19 protein-coding genes, 1 rRNA gene and 2 riboswitches are annotated in these 24,780 nt (G+C 36.1%); of the genes, 3 read left to right on the top strand and 17 right to left on the bottom strand.

Going from position 1 to position 24,780, the window contains the following annotated elements:
- From BLQ56_RS19825 to dat, 7 genes are all read right to left on the bottom strand, one after another.
- Window positions 1-253, bottom strand: a 16S ribosomal RNA gene (locus tag BLQ56_RS19825); the annotation flags it as partial.
- 283 nt (window positions 254-536) lie between these two features.
- Window positions 537-1,832 carry an NCS2 family permease gene (locus BLQ56_RS19820; protein ID WP_090858659.1) on the bottom strand — a complete coding sequence of 432 codons (1,296 nt, stop codon included), beginning with the start codon at window positions 1,830-1,832 and terminating at the stop codon, window positions 537-539.
- A 120-nt stretch (window positions 1,833-1,952) separates the two neighbouring features.
- Window positions 1,953-2,054, bottom strand: a riboswitch (purine riboswitch).
- Between the two features lie 87 nt (window positions 2,055-2,141).
- Window positions 2,142-3,680 (bottom strand): glutamine-hydrolyzing GMP synthase, encoded by a 1,539-nt coding sequence (gene guaA / locus BLQ56_RS19815; protein WP_090858656.1) that lies wholly within the window; start codon window positions 3,678-3,680, stop codon window positions 2,142-2,144.
- A gap of 190 nt (window positions 3,681-3,870) precedes the next feature.
- Window positions 3,871-3,972, bottom strand: a riboswitch (purine riboswitch).
- A gap of 32 nt (window positions 3,973-4,004) precedes the next feature.
- A complete protein-coding gene (locus BLQ56_RS19810; protein ID WP_090858652.1) occupies window positions 4,005-6,203 on the bottom strand; it encodes a DUF4129 domain-containing transglutaminase family protein in 2,199 nt (732 codons plus the stop codon).
- Complete coding sequence (locus BLQ56_RS19805) at window positions 6,200-7,417, bottom strand: DUF58 domain-containing protein (protein WP_090858649.1); 1,218 nt, start codon at window positions 7,415-7,417, stop codon at window positions 6,200-6,202. Before BLQ56_RS19805 ends, BLQ56_RS19810 begins: the two co-directional genes overlap by 4 nt.
- Window positions 7,418-8,380 carry an AAA family ATPase gene (locus BLQ56_RS19800; RefSeq protein WP_090858646.1) on the bottom strand — a complete coding sequence of 321 codons (963 nt, stop codon included), beginning with the start codon at window positions 8,378-8,380 and terminating at the stop codon, window positions 7,418-7,420.
- Between the two features lie 216 nt (window positions 8,381-8,596).
- Window positions 8,597-9,427 carry a D-amino-acid transaminase gene (gene dat, locus BLQ56_RS19795; protein ID WP_090858643.1) on the bottom strand — a complete coding sequence of 277 codons (831 nt, stop codon included), beginning with the start codon at window positions 9,425-9,427 and terminating at the stop codon, window positions 8,597-8,599.
- Window positions 9,428-9,700: 273 nt separating this feature from the next.
- Here dat and BLQ56_RS19790 point away from each other — a divergent pair, with 273 nt between their 5' ends.
- Window positions 9,701-10,714 (top strand): DUF3231 family protein, encoded by a 1,014-nt coding sequence (locus BLQ56_RS19790; protein WP_090858640.1) that lies wholly within the window; start codon window positions 9,701-9,703, stop codon window positions 10,712-10,714.
- A gap of 48 nt (window positions 10,715-10,762) precedes the next feature.
- On the opposite strand, the gene BLQ56_RS19785 is transcribed toward BLQ56_RS19790, so the two are convergent.
- Together BLQ56_RS19785 and BLQ56_RS24165 are read right to left on the bottom strand one after the other, a co-directional pair.
- Window positions 10,763-13,750 carry a FecR family protein gene (locus tag BLQ56_RS19785; RefSeq protein WP_090858637.1) on the bottom strand — a complete coding sequence of 996 codons (2,988 nt, stop codon included), beginning with the start codon at window positions 13,748-13,750 and terminating at the stop codon, window positions 10,763-10,765.
- Window positions 13,751-14,087: 337 nt separating this feature from the next.
- Entirely contained in the window at window positions 14,088-14,210 is a 123-nt protein-coding gene (locus tag BLQ56_RS24165; protein WP_274380252.1) for a hypothetical protein, read from the bottom strand.
- 231 nt (window positions 14,211-14,441) lie between these two features.
- Between BLQ56_RS24165 and BLQ56_RS19780 the strand changes: the two genes are divergently transcribed.
- Window positions 14,442-15,614: a DUF4317 domain-containing protein gene (locus BLQ56_RS19780; protein ID WP_090858635.1), complete on the top strand. Its 1,173-nt coding sequence runs from the start codon at window positions 14,442-14,444 to the stop codon at window positions 15,612-15,614.
- A gap of 92 nt (window positions 15,615-15,706) precedes the next feature.
- Here the strand turns inward: BLQ56_RS19780 and BLQ56_RS19775 are convergent, their stop codons facing one another.
- The 5 genes from BLQ56_RS19775 to BLQ56_RS19755 form a co-directional block, all read right to left on the bottom strand.
- Entirely contained in the window at window positions 15,707-16,540 is an 834-nt protein-coding gene (locus BLQ56_RS19775; RefSeq protein ID WP_090858632.1) for a sugar phosphate isomerase/epimerase family protein, read from the bottom strand.
- An 80-nt stretch (window positions 16,541-16,620) separates the two neighbouring features.
- Window positions 16,621-17,403 (bottom strand): 2-dehydro-3-deoxy-D-gluconate 5-dehydrogenase KduD, encoded by a 783-nt coding sequence (gene kduD, locus BLQ56_RS19770; protein WP_090858629.1) that lies wholly within the window; start codon window positions 17,401-17,403, stop codon window positions 16,621-16,623.
- A gap of 41 nt (window positions 17,404-17,444) precedes the next feature.
- Window positions 17,445-18,278: a 5-dehydro-4-deoxy-D-glucuronate isomerase gene (gene kduI / locus BLQ56_RS19765; protein ID WP_090858626.1), complete on the bottom strand. Its 834-nt coding sequence runs from the start codon at window positions 18,276-18,278 to the stop codon at window positions 17,445-17,447.
- A 153-nt stretch (window positions 18,279-18,431) separates the two neighbouring features.
- The gene (locus BLQ56_RS19760) at window positions 18,432-19,445 is read right to left on the bottom strand and encodes a sugar kinase (protein WP_090858624.1); all 1,014 of its coding nucleotides are present in this window, start codon (window positions 19,443-19,445) and stop codon (window positions 18,432-18,434) included.
- A gap of 3 nt (window positions 19,446-19,448) precedes the next feature.
- Window positions 19,449-20,096, bottom strand: coding sequence for a bifunctional 4-hydroxy-2-oxoglutarate aldolase/2-dehydro-3-deoxy-phosphogluconate aldolase (locus tag BLQ56_RS19755; protein ID WP_175490396.1), 648 nt, complete (start codon window positions 20,094-20,096; stop codon window positions 19,449-19,451).
- Window positions 20,097-20,394: 298 nt separating this feature from the next.
- On the opposite strand from BLQ56_RS19755, the gene BLQ56_RS19750 reads away from it, so the two are divergent.
- Window positions 20,395-21,159 (top strand): IclR family transcriptional regulator, encoded by a 765-nt coding sequence (locus BLQ56_RS19750; RefSeq protein ID WP_090858619.1) that lies wholly within the window; start codon window positions 20,395-20,397, stop codon window positions 21,157-21,159.
- Window positions 21,160-21,477: 318 nt separating this feature from the next.
- Here the strand turns inward: BLQ56_RS19750 and bglB are convergent, their stop codons facing one another.
- The 3 genes from bglB to BLQ56_RS19735 form a co-directional block, all read right to left on the bottom strand.
- Window positions 21,478-22,581: a beta-galactosidase BglB gene (gene bglB / locus BLQ56_RS19745; protein ID WP_090858616.1), complete on the bottom strand. Its 1,104-nt coding sequence runs from the start codon at window positions 22,579-22,581 to the stop codon at window positions 21,478-21,480.
- A gap of 460 nt (window positions 22,582-23,041) precedes the next feature.
- Window positions 23,042-23,932, bottom strand: coding sequence for a glycine betaine ABC transporter substrate-binding protein (locus BLQ56_RS19740; protein WP_090858614.1), 891 nt, complete (start codon window positions 23,930-23,932; stop codon window positions 23,042-23,044).
- The gene (locus BLQ56_RS19735; protein WP_090858611.1) at window positions 23,932-24,780 is read right to left on the bottom strand and encodes an ABC transporter permease; all 849 of its coding nucleotides are present in this window, start codon (window positions 24,778-24,780) and stop codon (window positions 23,932-23,934) included. The genes BLQ56_RS19740 and BLQ56_RS19735 overlap by 1 nt, the downstream gene beginning before the upstream one ends.

Raw genomic sequence — 24,780 nt, 5'->3', positions numbered from 1 at the left:
CTAATGCGCCGCGGGCTCATCTGTAAGTGATAGCCGAAACCATCTTTTAATAGGGAACCATGCGGTTCTCTATATTATCCGGTATTAGCTCCGGTTTCCCGAAGTTATCCCAGTCTTACAGGCAGATTGCCCACGTGTTACTCACCCGTCCGCCGCTAATCTTTGGGAGCAAGCTCCCTCAGATCCGCTCGACTTGCATGTATTAGGCACGCCGCCAGCGTTCATCCTGAGCCAGGATCAAACTCTCCAAAAAGAGTATTGATTGCTCAATAGTTTTGTTACTTAATTTAAAACGTTGACGTTTGTTTATTGTGTTCAGTTTTCAAAGAACTTCTTGTCCCACAAGAGACTTTTAATAGAATATCATTTTTCCAATCACATTGTCAACAATTAATTTCTTATTAAATGAAGTTGAAAGTTAAGTTGCTAACAGCGACTCATTTACTATAACAATTTAATTCCTTTGAGTCAATAAATAATACACGTTAAAATCTTCCATAAAAAAATGGCGATCATATTGACCGCCACTTTTCATATTAAACTAAGAAGATAAAATATAGAACAAAGATTACAAACAGCCCATACATGATTGGGTTAATCTCTTTTGCTCTACCTTTTGCAATCATTGTGATTGGATAGAAGATAAAGCCAATTGCGATTCCAGTAGCGATACTATAGGTAAGTGGCATTGCGATAATAGTAAGGAACGCAGGGACTGCAACCTCAAATCGTTGCCACTCAATTTTACCTAACGACGAAACCATTAAGATTCCTACAATAATCAAAGCAGGTGCCGTTACAGCTGATGTTACAACACCAAGTAATGGTGAAAAGAATATTGCTAAAACAAATAATCCTGCTGTTACTACTGATGTAAAACCTGAACGACCTCCAGCTGCAACACCAGCAGAAGACTCAATATATGAAGTAGTTGTTGAAGTACCAAGAATTGAACCAACAACTGTAGCAGAAGAATCTGCAAATAAAGCTTTGCCTGCACGAGGTAATTTATTATCTTTCATTAACCCAGCTTGATTAGCTACAGCCACTAAAGTACCTGCTGTATCAAAGAAATCTACGAATAAGAATGTTAAGATAACAACTAACATCTGAATAGTGAAGATATCTCCAAAGTTAGTGAATGCTGCACCAAACGTTGGAGCAAGACTTGGTACCGAACTGACTACCGCTGTTGGTACATGAACTAAGTTAGTTAGCATCCCCACAATCGCGGTTGCAACCATTCCAATGAATATGGCGCCATTAATTCCTCTTACCATTAAGACAACAGTTAAAACTACTCCGAATATTGCTAGTAAAGCATTTCCACTCGAAATGTCACCTAAAGCAACTAATGTAGCTTCGTCCGCTCTAATAATCCCTGCACCTTGAAACCCAATGAAAGTGATAAATAAACCAATACCTGCGCCTACAGCATATTTTAATTCCGCTGGAATTGCATTAATAATTTTTTCACGAACACCCGTTAAAGTTAAAACGATAAAGATCAGGCCAGAAGCCAACACACCAGATAATGCAGTTTGCCATGGAACTCCCATTCCAAGAACGACTGAAAAAGCAAAGAATGCATTTAAGCCCATACCCGGAGCTAAGGCGATTGGATATTTCGCAATTACTCCCATTAATAATGAACCAATAGCAGCCGCTAATGCAGTTGCAACAAATACTGCATTCCCATCCATCCCTGCCGCAGAAAGGATACTCGGATTAACAAATAAGATATATGCCATCGATAAGAATGTAGTCAAACCAGCTACAGTTTCTTTTTTATAATTAGTACCTAATGCTTCAAACTCAAAAAACTTTTTCATGTACGATTACTCCTCCTATTTTCTTCTCTTCTTTACCCAGAATAAACAAAAACGCCACGAGAAATTCTCGAAGCGCTTGACCTGATAAAATAATAATAGAAAAAAAGAAAATAGATTCCTTCCCACTATATTATTAATCGTAGTCAAGCCATTTACGGTAGCTCGGTAGAAACTTTTGGGCCATATCCCCAACACTATACGACAAAATATATTAAATAATGACAAGTCTGATTGTATCAACTTAATCGTTATTCGTCAATAAAAAAACGAACATTTATTATAAAATGTTCGTTTTTGTTCGCTTTTACACTATTCCCACTCAATTGTAGCTGGTGGTTTACTCGTAATATCGTAAACAACTCGGTTAATATGATTAACTTCGTTCACGATTCTCGTTGAAATCTTCTCTAGAACATCCCAAGGGATACGAGCCCAATCAGAAGTCATACCGTCGATTGATGTTACTGCTCTTATTCCAATTGTATAATCATATGTTCTTGCATCTCCCATAACACCTACACTTCGGATATCCGGAAGAACCGTGAAATATTGCCAAATATCTCGCTCAAGACCCGCTTTTGTGATTTCATCACGTAAGATCGCATCTGATTCTTTTACAATTTCTAATTTTTCTTCAGTGACCTCTCCTAAAACTCGAATACCTAATCCTGGTCCTGGAAACGGTTGGCGCCAAACGATTTCATCCGGCATACCTAATTCTGTACCTAATGCACGCACTTCATCCTTGAAAAGTGTATTTAACGGTTCAATTAATTGAAACTTCATATCTTCTGGAAGTCCGCCCACGTTGTGGTGAGACTTTATTGTTTGTGCCGTCGCAGTTCCACTCTCAATGATATCTGTATACAAAGTACCTTGAGCAAGATAATCAATTCCCTCAAGCTTTGCAGACTCATCATCAAATACATAAATAAATTCATTACCAATAATTTTTCTTTTTTGCTCTGGATCACTTACTCCTTTAAGCTTAGCCATAAATCGTTCCTTCGCGTCCACCTTAATAACGTTCATATTAAATCCATCTGCGAAAGTCTTCATTACACCTTCAGCTTCATCTTTACGAAGTAATCCATGGTCAACGAATATGCATGTTAGTTGATCGCCAATTGCTTTATGAATTAGTACAGCTACTACTGATGAATCTACTCCACCACTAAGTGCACAAAGTACCTTTTTGTCACCAACAAGCTGTTTAATCTTCTCCATTTCAACTTCAATAAAATTCTCCATAGACCATTCTTCCTTTGATCCACACACTTCAAAGACAAAATTCTTTAACAAGTCATTACCATATTCTGAATGTCTAACTTCTGGATGAAATTGAACTCCATACATTTTTCTAGCTTCATTACTCATAGCAGCTATTGGACATGACGGGCTTGTCCCATCAACTCTAAAACCATCAGGTGTTTCAACTACAAGGTCTCCATGACTCATCCAGACCGTTTGTTCTTTTGGAAGATTAGAAAATAACTTCGAATCATGTTCAACTGTTAATGTTGCCTTTCCATATTCACGGTGACTAGCTTTCTCTACTTTTCCAGCAAAGTGCTTTGTCATTAGTTGCATTCCATAGCAGATTCCTAGAATCGGAATTCCTAATTCAAAGATTTCTTCATCACAACTAAAAGCATTCTCTCCATAAACACTGTTCGGACCACCTGAAAAGATAATTCCTTTTGGATTCATTTTTTTGATTTCTTCCGCTGTAATCGTATGAGCATGCAATTCACTATAAACCCCAAACTCACGAATTCTTCTAGTAATTAACTGGTTATACTGACTTCCAAAATCTAATACAACAATCATTTCATTAAACCCTTGCATTTCATCACCCCAAAATAAATTGTCACTTCTTATAATGATCGTCATTCCCGTAATAAAGAAAACCAATTTAAGAAGAATAGAAACAAACCGTTAGACTGGTTATTTACCAAGTTACCTATACAAAGAATAACAAGTTAAATATAAAAAAACTAGAATCCCCCTAAAAAGGCAGAATTCTAGTTTTTATACTCAAATAGAAAGCTGCCTTCATAGTCAGATCATTTACGGTGATCTGGTAGAAACGTTCGACCCATATTGTCGAGTATATATGAAGGATTCTTCTTGTTCAATTTGAGTTAATTCTATATCTGTTAGACCATTCGGTCAAGATGATACTTTTTTGATTAAATTTTCCCACAATTCAATCGATTCTTCCCACTCTTTTCTAGCATTGTCATTTTTATAAAGTGCTCTCTCATAACTTCTAGTAAGTTTTTGCATATCCTCTGATCGGTAAAACTTATCCACATATGTTGCAAATTCTCTTAATGTCTGACCCTTTTGCCGCTTCAGGCCTACTCTCTCCAATTGGTTTAACAGTGCTGGATACGCTTTAAAATAAACAAAAACATCTTTACTGTACTTGTAGCGAACAACCGCTAACAACGGCAGCCATCTCAACCTTGTTTTAAGGAGAACATAAGCTATAAAAACGACGGTCAGAATATAGATTGAAATATCCTTCCACGACACATTTATCCTTTTATCACTAGTAGAATCTACTGAAGTGTCAACCTCATCTTCAGGTACTTCCGGTGTAACCTCTTCCACTAACTCATGAGAAGGTGTTTGAGTATCAACTTCCTGTGTGTTCGGGTTTACAGCTGTTGTAGAAGTATTGTAAACAAAGTTAGACAAGTTACTAAATCCTTTTGTTGGTTCAAATTCAATCCAACCAAAGTTAGGGAAATAAACCTCAACCCATGAATGTGCATTATTATTTGTAATCTCGAACACACGATAGTTTTCATTAACCGTCTCAATATATGTCCCTTCACTATAACCCTTCACCCAACGCGCTGGTATATCTAGTGAACGTAATAACACAATCATAGCCGTGGAAAAGTTATCGCAATAACCCGTCTGTGTTTCAAATAAGAATTGGTCTACATAATCGTCATTTCTACCGGGAACAGCAACATTTTTCGTGTCATACAAAAATTGAGCCTCTTTAAAATATCGCTCCACCGCCACTACCTTGTCATATCTACTTGTTTTTTCCTTGGTGATATCTAGAGCAAGATCTTTAACTCTCTGTGGTAACTCATCTGGAAGCTGTGTATATGTTTCAAAGAATTGATCATCCAACTCAAGGCCACCCTTTGAATTTACTGACTGAACGTCTTGAACTAGATAAACGGGTTGTTCATATGTTAAGGAGTATCGTTGGAATGAAACAGAATCACTATATTGTTTGCTAACAATTTTTTCAGTAACAGGATCTACACTAAATTGGATGTCTGGATAGTCATGTCCACCTACCGACAAAAGACCTGTTGGGTAAGTAATATGAGAAGATAATTTCATTACCTCTATATCTGCTTCATAATACTCTCTATCTGCTCCGGCTTCGAACCAACTTAGAACGTCATTATCCTCTGTGAATAATTTATCTTTATAGTTATTGGATGCTTCCCAACCTTTACCAGTATACAAATCCTTCGTTTCTACTCTCCAATAATGCCTCTTTTCAACACCTGCCCGAAACACCGGTGTATCATCCGGAATAAACGGTCCACCTAAATAGGAATCATTTGTTCCATATCCAATTTTTTTGATTCCATTTCCTCCACCAGGAGCAATACCACCTTTTCCATACCCCTTTAAAAACGGAACAGGATCTGGCCACTGTGGGGCAGCCTTAGGAGCAAGATAACCAACAGTACTCGTAAAGAAAATGACTATAATTAGAGGAATCAACCACTTAGTGAAGACCCCCTTTAAGGCGGTTAACTTTTCACTATCTATCACACGTTTAAGATTTACTAACCCGAGCATCAGAAATCCAAACAAGACTAATCGGATGATTGAACCTTCTGCATCATAAGGACTAAAAGTATCCAGAACTGTTATATATATGACCGTAATCATAAAGAACAAGAAAATCCTTTTTTGTACAATCATCCAATAGAAAACCAAATAGCTCATTAACCACAGTAAAATAAAAAACAGGAAACTTCGGAAGAGGGCTGACATCTCCAGCCATTCTGCTGCAAATACTAGTTTTATGTTTTGCCCTAAGTCATAAGAAAATAAGTAGATCCATTCAAAATTAAATAACGCTTCTTCATAATAGGTGTGATTTAATAAAAACAGTATTGTAAAAACCTTAATTAAAATAGAAATCCAACTTTTTATCTTCAAGAAAGATAGAATAAAACAGAGTCCAATAAACAGGACAAACACATAGATTTTCCCTGTATCTGTAACTACAGTTAATGGTCTCAGCCATTCAGACAATAATAAAACACCAAAAACACTTAATATGAATCCCGTTATATTTCTATTCACTATTGAAGTCATGAATTGCTCACCTCAAGAAAAACATCAGTATAGTGACCCTCATAAACAACCTTCACCACCACGCTTCTCCTTCTTAACGTTTCAATTAACCCGATTTCTAGTTGTAATAATTGCGCCCCCTTTTCCTTCGCTACAAAAACAAGAAGATTAGCTCTCCTAAACGAAAGGCGTTCAAGTGCACGAACAAAATCTGATGTCAACCTACTGGTCACAAACATAAAGGTAATTCCTTGATAGATTTTTTTCATTTCCGAATCAATCGTGATTGAAAATGGAACAGAGCTGTCCGATTTCACCTTTGCTAAATGATAAAAAATCTGCTGTTGTTGGGTTTCCCCTCCCCTTAAAGGGAAAATAGATTGTTCTTCACCGATTGATATGAGAGACAATTGTGCTCCTTTTTTTAGAATCGACCTAACTAACGACGTTAGAAACGTAACGGACTGTTCAAATTCTCTAGAAGGGGTTCGGTCTAAAAAGAGAACAACATCATGACTTTGTTGTTGTTCAAATTCCTTTGTCATAATTTCATTTTTACGTGCAGATGATTTCCAATCAATCCATGAAAATCGATCACCAGGCTTATAATCTCTAATCCCTATCGCAATAGTTGTATCTCTCTGAAGATTTACATTGGAAGCCGTTGCACCTTGTTCAAACCGACTTTCTACTTGACGATAGATGAGGTCATAGCACTTTGGATAAACTAAAAACTTCTGTTCAATTGGAAATACTGCTTGCTTCTCTACTAATCCAAATAAATCCCCAGTCCTTACTCGAATCTCAGTAAAAAGATGTTCTCCTCTTGGAATAGAATCAAACACATAGTTAAAGGTTAAGTTTCGCTTAAACCAAGGAAATAATAACACCTTTGATTTTTGACCCTTTTCATGATACTTCAATTCAGATGGAAGGACTTCTTCAACAACCATGTAAACAAGAGGCAAAGGAAACTTTCTATTAATTGTAATAGTTCCTACTAGTTTCTCACCCGCTGAATACTCAGTTTGATTTGTTAGTCTTTTAACATCCATTGAGGAAATGGGATAAACTGCAATCAAAAATGAATACAACCCAACTGGCAGAAAACTATAAAATAAAAACCAACTAACAAATCCACCCTGAAACATGGCATATATGAAGGTGACTGTGATCAAAAAAATAATTAACCCTAGGTTTCCAGCCCGTTTTATAAACATAAATATAGATTTCATTTAACGATTCAACGACCTTTGGACAGGTACAGGCGTGCGATCTATTACCTTGGAAATAACATGATCAGCTGTCATACCCTCGAATTTAGCTTCAGACTTCAGGATGATTCTATGTGGCAAAACGAACTGAGCTAGGAATTTCACATCATCAGGAAGAACAAAATCACGTCCATTAATTAAAGCAAGCGCTTGGGAAGTTTTCATTAATGCAATTGAACCACGCGGACTTGAACCCAAGTAAATAGAAGGATGATTTCTAGTTCTAGCAACTAAATCGATAATATATTGTTTTATTGTTTCATCAACATAAATCTCTTTTACCTGTTCTTGAAGCACACTCAGTTCCTCAATCGTGATAACCGATTGCAATGTATTAATCGGTTTCATTTTTTCAGCTCGATTTAACACTTCCATTTCTTCATTTGCGGTCGGATAGCCCATTTTTAACTTTAATAAGAAACGATCTAATTGAGCCTCAGGTAAAGGGTATGTTCCTTCATACTCGATTGGATTTTGTGTAGCCATAACAAAAAATGGCCTAGGAAGTGATCTCGTGACACCATCGACTGTTACACTACTTTCTTCCATACCTTCTAACAAAGCAGATTGTGTCTTAGGGGAGGTTCGATTTATTTCATCAGCAAGAACAATATTCCCCATAATCGGCCCTGCCCGAAATTCAAATTGTTGTTCCTTCGGATTATAAATAGAGACACCAGTTACATCAGAAGGTAATAAATCTGGTGTAAATTGAAGTCTTTTGAAATCAGCACTAACAGATTTAGCAAGGGCACGTACCATCATTGTTTTACCTACCCCAGGAACATCTTCTAATAAAACATGACCCTCGGCTAATAAAGCAACTAAACTCAATGTCGCCACATCTCTTTTACCAATCATTACTTTTTCGATATTTTCAATAACTCTCCCTAATACTGGATGAAGTATTTCAAGCTGTGACATCTTATTCCCCCTAGCAGACTATAATTCCATCGATAATACCTATATATTCGAAAAATAATTATAAAAACCTCTAAATTATGTAAGAAAAATGTAAATACTTTATATATACGTTAATCCTATAACCATTAATTCACTTAAATAACGACAACGTTACAATTACATTTAAAAGAACATACTAAAAAAGACAGGATTTATCCTGTCTCGATCCTCCTATACCTAACATAATCCCTTAAATAATTGGTGCAACTTTTTAGTCATTTCCCCTGGATTACCACTACCAATAATCTGTCCATCCACCGTTCGAATCGGTAGCACTTCGACTGATGTACTTGAAATAAAAGCCTCATCCGCATTCATTAAAAAGTCCTTGGTAAATCTTTCTTCCTTACTCTCAATTCCTTCTTCTTTTGCAATTTGTAAGATCGCTTCTCTTGTTATCCCTGGTAAAATATTGCTAGTAAGTGGTGTTGTATATAGAACAGCATTTTTGACAACAAACACATTACTACTCGTTCCTTCTGCAATAAAACCATCTTTTTCATAGATTGCTTCAAAGTTACCACTGTTAACAGCATTCTGTTTTGCCAGAATGTTTGGCAATAAATTCAGAGATTTTATATGACATTTTGCCCAGCGATCATCTTCAACAATAATAGTTTGTACTCCTGACTCATAATTCCGTTCAGCTATCTTTCTTGCTGGTTTCACAGTTAATGTGAATGATGGTGGGACATCTGGAAACAAATGGTTTCTAGGTGCAATTCCTCTTGTTACCTGGAAATAAACCTCAGCATTCTCCAATCCAGCTCTTTCAATTCCTTCAACAATAATGCTTTTAAGTTCTGCCTTTTTATATGGTAGTCTTATATGAATGGCAGTTGCACTCTTTTCAAAACGCTCCAAATGTTCATCTAGTAATAAAGGAACTGAATGATAGGTCTTCACTACCTCATAGACACCATCACCAAATTGATGACCCCGTTCATCAATAGGTATGACAGCCTTGTTGATATCAATAAATTCACCATTAAAAAATCCAATATTCATCTCATTACCCCCTATACACTAACTACTCTATCATTTTTTTTTGCCAATTCAACATATCCCTTTCAGTTAATATATTTAAAAGAAACAAAAATAGAAGGTCACTGAAAAATATTTGTCAATTAAAAATTCATCAAACGATCGATTTTGCAGTTGAAACCTAAGAATAAAACACAACAGAATTTAAATATTCATCACACTCTACCGTAAATTACAAATAATTACAGAACATAATGTAAAAACTATCTCTAACAAGCTTTATTGGAGGTAGTGTGTATGAAATTACATAATATTGAATTAACTTCAGCTGAAATAGGTTATTTATGGGCATCTTATATGAATGAGAGTGCTTCAATTCCTGTCCTTACATATTTTAGTCGGATTGTTGAGGATCTAGAGATTAAAGAAATTATTGATATATCATTAGAAAAAGCCAAAGAACATTTATCATCAGTAACAGAGATTTACAAACAAGAAAACTATCCTATTCCATTCGGATATACGATGGACGAGGTTAACTTAGAAGCTCCCAAATTGTATTCGGACACATATATGCTATATTTTGTCCGTAATTTAGGGAAAGCAGGTATTGCTGCAAATGGAATGGCCTTTTCAATGGGGGCACGGAAAGATATAAGAGAGCTTTATTATAAATTTTTGTTAGATTCAACTGAAGTAGAAGATCGTTCAAAAGAGGTTATGCTTTCTAAAGGAGTATTTATTCGAGCTCCTTATATCGCTACTCCTAAGGAACCTTCTTTTGTTAAAAAAGGGAGCTTTTTAAAGGGTTGGTTTGGAGAAAGACGAACACTTTCTGCTGAGGAAATTGCTCATATTTTTTTGAACACGAATAACGCATATGGAAAAGCGTTATTAATTGGATTTGCGCAAACAGTTCGATCTGAAGAATTGCGTAGCTATTTCATAAGAGGTATTGAAGTTGCGCGTTCTCAAATTGATACATACCGCACTTTATTAGAAGAAAGTACTCTTCCTTCACCAATGACATGGGATACAGAAGTCAACGATTCCACCATACCACCTTTTTCCGATAAACTAATGCTCTTTCATATTTGCCAATTAAACGCAATTGGAGTTGGCAATATAGGAGGATCTCTTGCTCTTAGCATGAGACGTGATATTGCAACTAAATATAGCAAATTGATAAAAGACATTGGCCTTTTTGCCGAGGATGGTCTTAATTTAATGATTAAAAATGAATGGTTTGAAAGACCTCCTCAAGCAATAGATCGTGAACATTTAGCAAAAGATGAAAATAAGTATTCATAAAAAAGAAGCGTTAAACCTTACTAAACATTTGGCTTAACGCTTCTTTTTTTATAAAGTGCCTATTATAAATATAGGCGGCAGTTTTTCCTCAACTACCAACTCAAAAGTTGTCGATACAGACTCCCCACTTTGCTTATCTATCAGTTTAATAGTGATGGTAGCTACGCCCGAAAGGCTCCCCTCTATATGAAAGCCCCCATCATCATAAGCACGGCCCACTTCTTCGTCATTCGAAGTTAATTCTATGTCGTACTTTTCATAAAATAAGTCATCATTTATATTTACTAATTCGCCTGTCTCATCAATGAAAGTTTGACTTAAATCCAATAACTTAGTTTCATTAACTAAGATCCTTTGAGTTTCTATAGGTGTCTTCACATGCAGCTGTTGAAGATCAATAATTTCGAGATAAGAATACAAACTTGACTCTCCAGTATTATTCTTCGAAACGGCAACAATACCAGTGGCTTCATTAACAATGTCAGTAGGAGGCAAAGAATAGGTCATATTTTCACCCGTTTTATCTATTTCAACCAACTTGTCGCCAATTTTCTCTTTCTTGCTATTTGCCCAGTAGAACACATAACTTGAAATTATTGCCTCATCTTCAGCTTTTTCTAAATTAATAGTACCACTTAATTGTCTAGCTAAAGGATTCATATCAATAAATGTCAATTTTCCTGGACCGTAATCAGGCAATGGCAATTCCTCTACAACAAGCTCAAACGATGTAGTTACAGACTCTCTAGTATTTCTATTAGTCAATGTAATAGTAATTTGGGTTGTACCTGGTTGATTACCTTCTATATGAAATCCACCATCTACATAGCCTCGACCAACTTCTTCATTACTTGTCTCTTCTTCAAATTGATAGTTGTGATAAAATAACGAATCATTACTATCAATAAATCCACCTGTTACATCTATAAAGGTTTGACTTAAATCTATTAACTTAGTTTGACCAACCATTAGTTTTTGGTTCTCTATTGGCTGAACATGCATCTTTTGCAAATCATTAATCAAAACATAAGAATATGCTGATGATTCACCAGTTTGGTTTCTTGAAACAGCAAGAATACCAGTTGCTCCTTCAGGAACCAACGTAGACATAGGAAGCGTATATCTTACATCTGATTTATCAACAGTCGTAATTATACCAAGTTTATTTTTGGAATCATCCACCCAATAATAAACATAACCCGTGATATCATCCTCGACTTCAGCTTTTATTAAATTGATTTCCCCACCTAATTGTCCAGCAACCGGATCGTTGTCATAAAACTTCAATGACACAGGGCCGTTTTGGGGCACATCTTCTACAAGAACATTAAATGTTTTTGTGACTGAAACGTCTCCAGATTTGACGACAAAAGTCAGCTTGGTTTCACCGATCGATACAGGCGTGATTAATAATTGTGAGTTTTGTATTGTTCCTGTAACTAGTTTGGTATCGGCTGACATAATCTGATAAGTTACGGAAGGTGTATTGATAAATATACTACTTAGATCTATCGCGATTACCCCATCCGATGCTTTAAGCTTAAGGTCAATCAGTTTCGTGACTTTACTTTCTAATTCTAGTCGTAAAATACTATCGTGAAATTCTTTACTTTTCTTGTCGAGTTCCTCTTGTTCTCTCTTATCTTCTAGTTCTTTTGCTAATTGTTTTTCCCTAGCTTCTTGTTTTTCCCGCTCTAATTGTTCCTGTAGTTTCTTTTGTTCTTCTAGTTTCTTCTTCTTTATTTCTTCTAATTTCTTCTTTTGTTTTTCTAGTTCCTTCTTCTTTATTTCTTCCAATTTCTTTTTATTTTGTTCTTCCGCTTGCTTCTGAAGTTGATCTGCAAGTTTCTTCTTTTGCTCCATTTCTTTTCGTTGTTCTTCAATTTTCTTCTGCTTCTCTTGTGTTATCTGATTGTCTACTTGACCGGTTACCGGATTTGGCTGAGTATTTATTCCACTTGCTGTATTCGCTTCTTGTTGTTTTTTCATTGCTTCTAACACTTCTTTAGCATTCATACTACCTAAATCAACAATCGGTTTCACATTATCTAAATCAATCTTATTGTTTAAATCTTTGGTTTCTTTATTTGCCTCATCAATTATGTTTTCTATTTCTTCTTTATTAAATTTGTTTTGCTTACTTGCTTCTAATACAAGGTTTCCTAACATATTTTGAATATTTGATAGATACTCCCTAAGCAGTGCAGGATCACTCAATAAAGGAGGGGGAGTGGTATTTCCGTTTAATTCTTCAACAAGCTCTTGATTCTCCTTGTCTATTTCTGCTTTATTTTTCAGCAACCCCTCTAGAATGACTGGATCTGCTATTGAAACCAAGGTCGGTATATCAACTGTTCCATAGGTTATATCATGATCATTATTTGATTGAGGATTAACGCTAATTTGTTGGCTAGGGTATATATCGACTTGCTTCAGTCCCTGATTCCCCTGCGGTCGAGCACTCACAATACCTGAGGCAACAAAGATCGTTGTCTGTTGTGTAGTAGGATCAATTGTTACATAAAAATTAGTTCCATTCGGCGTAACCGTCATTCCATCAGTCTCAACAGTATAATCATCATGTTTACCCATACTCATTAATGATCCAGAAACTTGTGTTAATACAGTATGAAGTCCTATATTCGTGTCGTGTAATTCTTTAATTATTACATTTGAATTTTCACCGAGGAGCGTCTTTTGATCTGTATTAAACACGATCCTTACACTTGAATCTTGTTTTGTTACAATTCGATCTCCTTGAACAAGTTTCGTTTCATTTGACGCTTTAATTTGTTCTTCATCATTTGAGTCCTTCTTAATGATGTATACCTCACCTTTGATGTTCTCTAATGTAGCAGTAGATAAAATAGACTCTTGAGCTAGAACTTCTTCTTTAGGCGATATCACCTTCGTAGCTTTACTCTCTTCCGAAAGCTTGCTTGTTGGTGAAGAATTTGAATAAAAAAAAACTAACATAATAGCAAATAAAATAGTACAAACCCCAACGCCACTGAATAGCAATCTCTTATTAACCATCTTTTCCTCCTTTTAATCATGTAATCACGTTATGTATAGTGGAAATTAATCCAAAATTCTAGTAGTAGGCTATCCATCCTATTCCATTATACTTAGGAGAATGATGCAAAGTAAATTTATATTTGACAAAATTTCTCAAGAATAAACGACTGAAGAGTTAGAACTGGTCACATATCAAGCTCTATCTGGAGGAATCGATGGGGCTATGGGACAGACTCAGTTACCACCGAGACTTTTGTCTAGTAGAGTCCATTACTAGCAATCTTTCAATCATTATTGGAAAATTCAAAAGGGGCTTTAAAAGAACCCCTTTAATAACCATTATCAATTGAAATACCTACTTATTGTTTCTCTCTTGTGCTTTTAATGCGACTTTTTCAAGCCCAGTATTCGCAAACTCTACATCTGTTTTTGGTAAAGCTGTATTGTGCTTAAATTCCTTATTCTTTTTCTTAGACATTTATTTCACCACCTTGTAGTTTATTAGAGCAATCGATATAAAGCTCCCGCATTTTAGTTTGCTTACTTTTTTTCAATCTATTCTGTTTATCTTTACCATTCGGTTACCCAAAAAAATCTCTATAATCAGTTCTTAAGGTTCACTAACAATTTATGTTAAAATAAACAAGTTGAAGATTCATCTGATATTCTAGTTTTTTTGCAAGTCAGGACAGTGGGAGTGTAGTTAATTATGAATAAAAAAGACATAGCGCAAATTAGAAAACAATTTAAGGTAGACAATGATCTTCTAAAAATCTCCGATATTTTTAATGTTTACATTATGAAGGAATCTAGCGACATTTTTCATCACCAAAGTCAACCTTTTGAATTGCTAGACCAAGATCAACAAGAATTGTTTATGAATAATTTTAAGAAAATGCTTGCTGGCCAATTAGACGAGAAGCTTTTTGAATTAAAATTTAGACGCGATGCAGAAAATAATAGCCAGCTAATTCTTCATCAGGGTTTACTTAGCAGTGATGTAGAAGATTGGAAAGAACAAATGCTCAAGCTTGTGGGCAAACTTCTGGAGATCAGACAATATGAAATGGATATCGTCATTACATTCATTAAAGCTGAATATTTAAAACCAATGAAACGAAGAAACGATGAGGCTGAGGAAAGTGAACGAGATACGGTTTACTCCCATCCATTTATTCTATGTAGCATCAATAATACACAAGATCCGAAAAAAGAACTGCTTTTTGACTATGTTGAGAGAGAGTTCAAATACAATTTCGTGGTCGATCCCATCATCAACCTCAACACCCCAATTGCCGGTTTTTTATTCCCTTGCTTTACCGACAATTCAGCAGATGTTAACCATATTCTCTATTCAGCAGGTAAGGTACATGAGCCTGATTACCAATTCATAGAGGACGTTTTAAACGGAGAAGACGTCATGACTGCACAAGATGATAAGGTAGTTTTCGAGGAAATTATTAAAGATGTAACAGGTGATAAATTAAATACATTAACACTCTCCAATGTATATGAAGAAATTAACCGAATGATCGTAGAAAACGAAGAGGAAGAACCACCAAAATTAGATACCAAGGACGTTGAGCGCGTCTTAAAGATGAGCGGACTTGAGGATGTCAGTGCAGAAAAAATCGAGGCCTCGTTTCAAAAAATTATTGATGATGATAAATATGAGTTAAAAGCAAATAGTGTTATACCGAAGTATAATTCAAAATCGATTAAAATTAGCACAAAAATAGCAAACATTTCGATTAGTCCACAAGACTTAAGATATGTCAAACAAGTTCACCTTGGCGGGAAAAGATACTTAATGATTGAAGTCGAAGAAGATACTGTTATCGAAGGCTTCACCATGATCCCTGAAGCATTCGGTGAGAATTAAAGCATAAGTAAAACAGGGGTGCGGTTCTCGTGTCTTAGCTTCTATATTTAGACCAGAAGTGGCACACGAGAACCGTCCCCACATGCCAAAGCTTAATTCCCCTCGTACTTTTCCTTTAAAAACGCCATACTATCATCAATATAAGGCTCTTGTGTATCTTCCATCAGAATATTGATATGAGGCTTCTTCTCTTTTATTAATTTCAACACAAGATCATAATTTAAAAGTCCCTTTCCAACAGGTGCGAATTTTAACTGGTTATCTTCTATTATAAAGTCCTTTGCATGTAGAATTGCCAATCGATCACCCAATAAGTCAAAAGCCTCTTGTATGATTTCATCCTGCTTTTCATATGTTTCTGCAGTCAATAAATTTACAGGATCAAGTATCACTTGAAGATTGTTAGATTCGATACGATCTAATAGTCGTTTCATTACTTTCGATGAATGAACAGGGTGGTTTACTCCCGCTTCAATCCCAACTATTACCCCAAACTTTTCTGCTTCTTTAACAAGCTCACGAACACTTTCTACTACTTCTAGAAATGGCTCTTCCTTAAAGTTTTCTTCAGTATAGGAGCCTTCCGCATATACATTCCCTGTTTCAGTCCCTACGATACTACACCCAAAATCTCTAGCATATCTAATATGCTCCTTGAATCGATCAAGCGCCTTCTTTCTCTCAACCTTATCAGGATGGATCATATTAATATAGCAACCTAACACTGCAATTTGGATGTTTTTGTTTCGAAAAGCACTACCTATATGATGGGCCATACCAGGACTTAAGCTACCGTTTTCGGCATTGAAATCAAACGATTTTGCAATTGCTAATTGTATTCCCTTAAGCCCTTTATCTGCAATCACTTCAACAAGTTCCTCTAAAGGAAGCTTCTCAATATCATGTGCTCGAATACCAATATTCATCTTCTCGCCGCCTTTTTTTAAAAAAGTAGCCGTACCACTGTTCAAGGTGATACGGCTTTTTTACATGTCCAATTAACTAATTATCTAGCTAACCAACCACCATCGATTGCCAAGATATGACCGTTAATATAATCTGAAGCTCTACTTGATAAGAACACAACTGTTCCCATTAAGTCAGCAGGATCTGCCCAACGAGCTGCTGGAATCCGCGATAAAATTTCTGCATTACGCTTTTCATCAGCGCGGATTGGTTCTGTATTTGCAGTTGCTACATAACCTGGTGCAATAGCATTGATTTGAACATTATATTCAGCTAATTCATTAGCAAATGCTTTTGTAATACCAGCAACAGCATGCTTACTTGCAGTATAAGGAGGAACAAATTTCCCACCTTGGAAAGATAGCATTGAAGCGATATTGATGATTTTGCCACTTTTTTGTTCAACCATCACCTTTGCTACTTCTTGGCTTAAGAAGTAGACAGCATCTAAATTAATGGCCATTACCGCATTCCAATCTTCTTCTTTATACTCGAGTAATGGGTTACGACGAATGGTCCCAGCATTATTTACTAGAATATCAATTTTTCCATATTCCTCAACACAAGCAGATACTACTTCACTTATTACTTCTTTCTTTGTTAGGTCAGCTTGGAAAAATGTAATTTTACGTCCTTCTTTTTCAACAAGCTCTCTCGTTTCATCCCAATCCGTATTATGAGTGACAACAAAAAGGTCAGCACCAGCTTTTGCAAGTGCAACTACATAGCCTTGGCCTAATCCAGTGTTACCTCCTGTTACGATTGCAGTCTTACCAGCTAGATTAAAAAAGTCTAGTGAAAAATCTTGTAACCGATTAGTCATTTCTATTTCCCCCAGTTTTTATATTCATATAGCTAAATTGTCTAACGTAACTCTTCCATTTTAATCATATCCATATCTGTGTATGTAATGTTTTCTCCACACATACCCCAGATGAACGTGTAGTTACTTGTTGCAGTACCTGTATGAATAGACCAGCTTGGTGAAATAGCTGCTTGTTCATTTTTCATGACTAAATGTCTTGTTTCATCTGGTTTTCCCATAAAATGAAATGCTCGTGTATCCGGTTCCATATTAAAATAGAGGTACACTTCCATACGTCTTTCATGTGTATGACAAGGCATTGTGTTCCATACACTGCCTGGAGAAAGCATCGTTAACCCCATTTGAAGCTGACAGCTTTCACATACATTCGGATGAATATATTGATAGATTTTGCGGTCGTTCAATGTTTCTGATGATCCAGCCTCTAGTGGAACGATTTTATTTATATCAATCTTTACTGTTGGATATGTGTGATGTGCTGGTGTTGAATTAATATAGAATTTAGCAGGAGCACTTGCATCCTTAGAACGAAACAAGACTTCCTTCGTTCCTCTACTTACATATAATCCATCACGAAGCTGCATGCTATACTCAACACCATCTAGAACAACAACGCCATCGCCACCAATGTTGATAATCCCCATCTCACGTCTTTCTAAGAAATATTCAACACCTAGCTCTTTATCTAGCTTTATTGTTAACTCTTCTTCTGCAGGTGTGACTCCACCAAAGATCATGCGGTCGTTATGAGTATAAGTCAAATTTACTTGGCCAGACTCAAATAACTTTTCTACTAAAAAATGCTCTCTTAATTCATCAGTCGTATATTTTTTTACATCTTCAGGATGAGTTGCATAACGAGTTTCTAACATATTTATCAATCTCCTTCAATTTTTATTTAAATGATCTTTATCTTTGGTGTCTCACTTTGGCCACTGTTCCCACAGGAGTCTACGTGTATTCATCCTGCTTGTTTCTACCATTTAATACTCTGTGTCTAAACAACAAACTTTGCGAAAAGAGCCTTACCTTAAAATCTCACCAGGGTTATTTCCAGCAAATTTGAAAACTTCCTCCGGGGAAAATGCATTTGCATCTCCATGGACCGTATGTTTTAAGGCTGAAGCAGCTGTAGCAAAGGAAATTACTTGCTCTGGAGGTAGTTTTTCTACGATTCCATAAAGAACACCTGAGGCAAAAGCATCCCCACCACCAACTCGATCTACGATTTGACTAATATGATGCTCTTTTGATTGATACAATTTACCTTCCACATAGTGATTGCCTTGTAATTTGTTGTTTGATGCTGAAAGTACTGTTCGAAATGTGGAACTCATTACTTGTATATTTGGATATTGCTTTTGTATTTCGTTATAATAGTATTTTAATTTTTCCGATTTCGACAAATGATTATCAGCTTGTTGAATGTCTAGTAAATAAACAGCATCCAATTCACCACAGAAACAAATATCTGTATATGGTAGCAATGGCTTAATGGCTCCTGAAGCCTCCTGTTGACTCCACAAACTGGCACGATAGTTAAAATCAAAGCTTGTCTTTACACCTAACTCTTTTGCTTTTTTCATAGCTAACAATGCTAAGTCCCTTAAACCAGAAGATAAGGCGAGTGTTATTCCAGACATATGGAAGACTTCGGCTCCGTGTAAAATCGCTTCCAAATCCAATTCCTCGACTGTTAAAGTAGAGAAACTAGAATGTTTTCGATCATAAGTAACGGTTGCACTTCTTTCTCCAATACCCGTTTCTAAATAGTAAGTTCCTAGACGTTCGCCACCTTTTACTAAGTATTCAGTATGTACCCCATTTGAAAGCAAATGACGCTCAACCGCTTTACCCAAGACGTTATCTGGAACCTTGCTTACAAAATAGACATCAAAACCGAATTGTGAAAGTGAAACACCTACATTTGCTTCCGCACCACCATAATGCATGGTAAGCTGATCAACTTGAGATAGCCTTTCACCAACATTAGTAGATAAACGAAGCATAATTTCTCCAAGAGTCACAATCTTTTTCATGTTTTAAGCCTCTCTCGCTTCTTTTACTTTTGAAGTATATTGTCTAGCATACTCTGTGATTTGATCATAGTTTCCTGTTTTCGCTGGAGCCACTAAATTACCTCCAACCCCTACTGCTACACATCCATTCTTAATCCATTGTCCAACATTGTCTAAACTAACTCCGCCAGTTGGCATAATGTTAATTTGAGGAAGAGGAGCCTTAACAGACTTAACAAAGTCAGGACCAAATGCGTTTCCTGGGAACATTTTAATGATATCGACACCATGTTCTAAAGCTTGCTTCATTTCAGTGATCGTCATACAACCAGGCATGTATGGGATTTGATATAAATTACATAGTTTAGCTGTTTCTTTGTCAAAGCATGGACTTACAATAAACTGTGCTCCTGACAAAATCGCAATACGTGCAGTTGCTGCATCAAGTACCGTACCTGCACCGATTACTACTTCTGAATTCCCAGCATAATGATTGGCCAGCTCTCTAATAACTACATCAGCATCTTGAATCGTAAATGTAATTTCAATCCCTAAGATGCCACCCTTTACACATGCATCAGAAATTTTCAATGCTTCCTCATGAGTATCTGCTCTTACAACTGCAACTACTCCACAAGTTGATATTTGAGATAATACCTTCAATTTTTTCATCATGTCCTCCAGAAACCCATTTTATTTAAATTTCCTATTTGGAAACTCAAATTATTATTTGGAAACTATAAATTTATTATATATAATAAACTATAAGATTTCAACCATTTAAAAGGGTAATTCTTCTAATTTACTCACCTTATGTGAATTATTATTTATTCAGGGTTTATTTTTCAATTTGAAATTATGGTGTTGTTTGACAATGGAGGTTGATATTTATCTTAGTGGGATTATAATTATGTTTTGTATTACTTTTGATATACTTTATAACAACGCCTATTAAAGAAAGGATTGTCACATGACTACATCAAAGCAACCATACGGTACCGTACTTCTTAAGGCCAAGTTGATCTTAGATTTTTTATCTAGCTCTGATGAACCTCAAAACTTAAATACAATAGCAAAGCATACTGAATTAACAAATTCCACTGCTTTGAAAATTTTGGATACGTTATTACTTATAGGTTATGTTCATAAAAACATTGAATCGAAGAAGTTCTCACTCGGACAGGCTTTAATCAAATATGCTAATAAAGCAATTAATCAACTTGATATTAAAGACATTGCACAACCACATCTAGAGGAACTTAATAAAATAACTACTGAGACCGTACATTTGGGAATTTTAGAAGATAAAAATATCGTATATGTAAAAAAATTAGAAAGTAAGAAACCAGTTAGTTTGTATTCTCAAGTAGGAAAAATCATTCCACTTTATTGTTCTGCAATGGGAAAAGCCATTTTAGCTGATAAACCAGATGTAGAAATCGAGCAGTATTTAGGTCAAACAACCCTTGTCCAGCATACGGCTAATACATTAACGACTAAAAATGAGTTTATTGAAGAAATAAGTAAAATACGTCAACTTGGATATGCATTTGATAACTCTGAGCACGAAAATGATGTATTCTGTGTAGGAGCTTCCCTTTCAGTAAACGAAAAGAACTATGGCGCTATCAGTGTTAGCGTACCTGAATACCGATTAACAGATTCTTTTCGACAAGAGCTTATTGAAGCTGTTCAAAAATGCAAATCTAATATACTTGCTGATTTACAGTCATAATAGAGAGCGTAAGACTTCCTAAATCGACTTATGTCCTCGAAGACGACAGTACCTAGAGTTTACAACATTCTTTCTTTTAAAAAACACCAGCCTATATCTATATATCTGCTGGTGTTTTTTTACTATGTTGCTTTCAAAAGCCGCAGTCTGAATACACTCCGCGTCCGGCGGGTGACCAGTGAGCCTCCTCGTCGCTAAGCTCCTGCGGGGTCTAACTTTGGCCACTGATCCCGCAGGAGTCTCCGTGTATTCAGCCTGCTTGTAACTAACTATATTATGTCAAAACAACAAACTTTAGGAAAGCAGCCTTCAAATAAATCAAATGTAGGAATGTAGGAACTCAGATAAACTAAGTACTGCAAGTGATTGCCCATAAGGCATTGTTGTAATTTTTATTTCTTTGTAGAAATCTAGTGTGTCGCCCATTCCAGTTCCAACAGAAACCTTTTGGACAGCTCCGTCATCACCAATTTCATTCACAAGTCCCTGTATCGCTTTATACGCTACTTCTTTGTAGTCCTGACTAATATAACGCTTATGGATAGATTTTAATATTCCATATGCAAACCCAGCAGTAGCTGAAGCTTCCAAGTAAGAAGTTTTATCGTCAATTAACGTATGCCATAAACCACTTTCATGTTGATATTGGGCTAATGACTCAACTTGTCTATTTAAAGTATCAATCAAGAATTCTCTAAAGAAATCGCCCTTTTTCAAATCAAGAATTTCAATTATCTCTGGAATGGCAATTGTAATCCAGCAATTACCTCTTGCCCATAGTGCTTCTGCATAATTATGATTTCCTTCAAACGTCCATCCGTGGAACCAAAGACCAGTTTTTCGGTCGGATAAATATTTAATATGAATTAAAAATTGCTTCTTAGCTTCTTCAATATATTCGGGTTTATTGAAGAGAACTCCGATTTTAGCTAATGGTAATACAGTCATCATTAGGGTGTCATCCCATAGTTGATTTTTATTTTCCGGACCGTATGTCATATGCTGTAAGCCATCTTCCTTTGTACGAGGCATATCATACATTACCCATTCAGCCCAGTCTTCTAAATAAGGGATAAACGTTTTATCTTTTGTATCTTCATATAAATAAGCGAGTGTTAGAAACGGTGCCATTGTGTTCACATTTTTAGGTGGTACACCCTCTTCAAATCTAGCATTAAACCAATCTGTAATAATAGTTAATGCTTTTTGGTCATTAGTACGTCTCCAATACTTGTATATCCCATATAGACCAACACCCTGTGGCCAGTTCCAAACATTCCAGCTTTTATCATCTACTACTAAACCATCAAAGTTCAACAAGAACTCGCCAGTATTATCTTTAATTTGCGAAAGATTATCCATCAGCAAGTTGATGTAGTTAATTACCTCTGCTCTTTCTATCATTGTTTTATTCTGTATCATTTCTCACCCTCCATTTAATGATGACGTTTTCAATGTTGTTTTTTTAAAATTTTCCTTAAAACTAGTTTACTATCTATTTCAGTTAACGCTTTCACAACTGTTACAATTATTGTAAGCTCATCAACCTCCTAAGTCAACATAATAAAAGATTTAAGTTTTGTGTAATTAGTGTAAAACAAACAACCTAACACTTGTTTGTTTTTGTTTTATTTTGATTTAATATTGTTTCTTGCGTGTACTATTCTTTAGTCTTGTTACCTTACTGCCAAGTGGTATTACTGAGATTGGTGACTGCAATACTGTCTGGGAAGAAAAACGGGCTCTTATACCGAGTTTGATGCCCCAAATCCCACAGGCTAAGAACAAACTATAGTCTTGTTCAAGATCCTCGCAACACAGGGATTAAATACACGAAAAAAAGAAAAGATAGCTAATTAGCTATCTTTTCCGCATTTTTCTATTATTCTTTTAAATCTTCAATTGAATCAATATCCATGTATGCTGGTACAACTAATCCTAGCTTTGTTCCACTAAGGTTAGCACCTAAATCTTCAAACTTTCCTTCGTATTCAGCATAATAATCAGCGTGTGTTGTTGGCAACCAAGCACCAACTAATGCATCACCACTTCCATCGGCTACACCAGCCCACATTGGACCTGCATCAACTTGAATTAAGTTCACTTCATATCCAACACTTTCAAGGACATTTGCAACAACATTTGTGCTAGCAATAACATCATCCCATGCTACATAAAGAAGCTTTATCTCATCACCGTCAGCTTCGTTAACACCCTCAGTCCAAGCACTAACTACATCTTCATTTTCACTCACCCATTGTGCTGCTGCATCTTCTGGGTCAGTACCTTCTTGAATTAAGTTCATTACTGTTTCAATATGCGCTGGTTCCCAGTTAAATTGATCAAGAAGCTTATAAGCATCAGGGTGATCTTCACTTAAGCCTTGACGAACAATCGTGTTTACATCTTCAGCTCCACCATAAATCCCTTGTGGATCTTCTAGATATTTTAAGTCATAGCTTGCAAACTTCCAGTGTGGGCTCCAACCAGTTACAATGATCGGCTCCTCTTTGTCATATGCTTTTTTCAAGGCTGCTGCCATAGCCGCACCCGAACCTTCTACTACTTCCCAATCATCTAGTTCATAACCTGGCATTACTTCGTCAATTGTTAATTTCATTAGTCCTGCACCAGGATCAATCCCTACAATTTTGTAATCAACTTGTTCACCGACTGTTTTAGTAGTACTACCTGATTGCTCTTCTGATCCACAAGCAGCTAAACCAAATGTTAATGCTAGTGCTGACGTAATACCTACGATTTTTTTAATCATTATATTGTTCCCCCTTGTTTTTTCTTACCAATATTTTGTGTAATGCGGTCTAGCAAAATAGCAATAACAACTATTGCTAAACCAGCTTCAAACCCGATACCTGTTTTGATTTGTGTAACAGCACGGTAAACCTCTGTACCAAGTCCAGGTGCCCCAACCATTGATGCTATAACGACCATTGATAAAGCTAACATGATACTTTGGTTAATCCCTGCCATGATCGTTGGCATAGCTAGTGGCAATTCTACCTTTAAAAGCTTTTGCTTCGTTGTGGAACCAAATGCTTCTGTTGCTTCAATAAGGTCTGCTGGTACTTGCTTAATTCCAAGTATAGTTAAGCGAATAGTTGGTGGCATTGCAAAAATGACAGATGCAATAACTCCGGGTACGACCCCTATACTAAAGAAAAAGATTGCCGGTAATAAGTAAACGAAAGCCGGCATTGTTTGCATTAAATCAAGAATAGGTATGACCACCTGTCTAACTTTTTCACTTTGTGATGCCCAAATCCCAACTGGAATCCCAATCACAATGGAAATTATCACAGCCGTTAATACAAGAGCTAGTGTTTCTATCATATCTTCCCAATAACCAAGATTATCAATAAGTAATAAACCTATTAGACTAAAAAGAGCGATTCTCCAATTACAAACCTTCCAAGCTAGTAAACTCACAAGAATAATAAGTATAATAGAAGGGATAAAACCTAAACCTGCAACAATTCCTTCAACAAAAAACTCGACACCAGTAGAAATGCCATCAAACATTCCACCAAAGGTAACCGTCATCCAATCAACTAATAGATCAATCCAATTCGCTATAGGAAGCTTCGGAAAAATTCCTTCCAT

This window comes from Litchfieldia salsa, assembly GCF_900104555.1.
GTDB classification, from domain to species: Bacteria; Bacillota; Bacilli; order Bacillales; family Bacillaceae_L; genus Litchfieldia; species Litchfieldia salsa.
The sequence above is the reverse complement of the archived record's forward strand: the minus strand, read 5'-3'. Positions and strand labels throughout refer to the sequence as shown.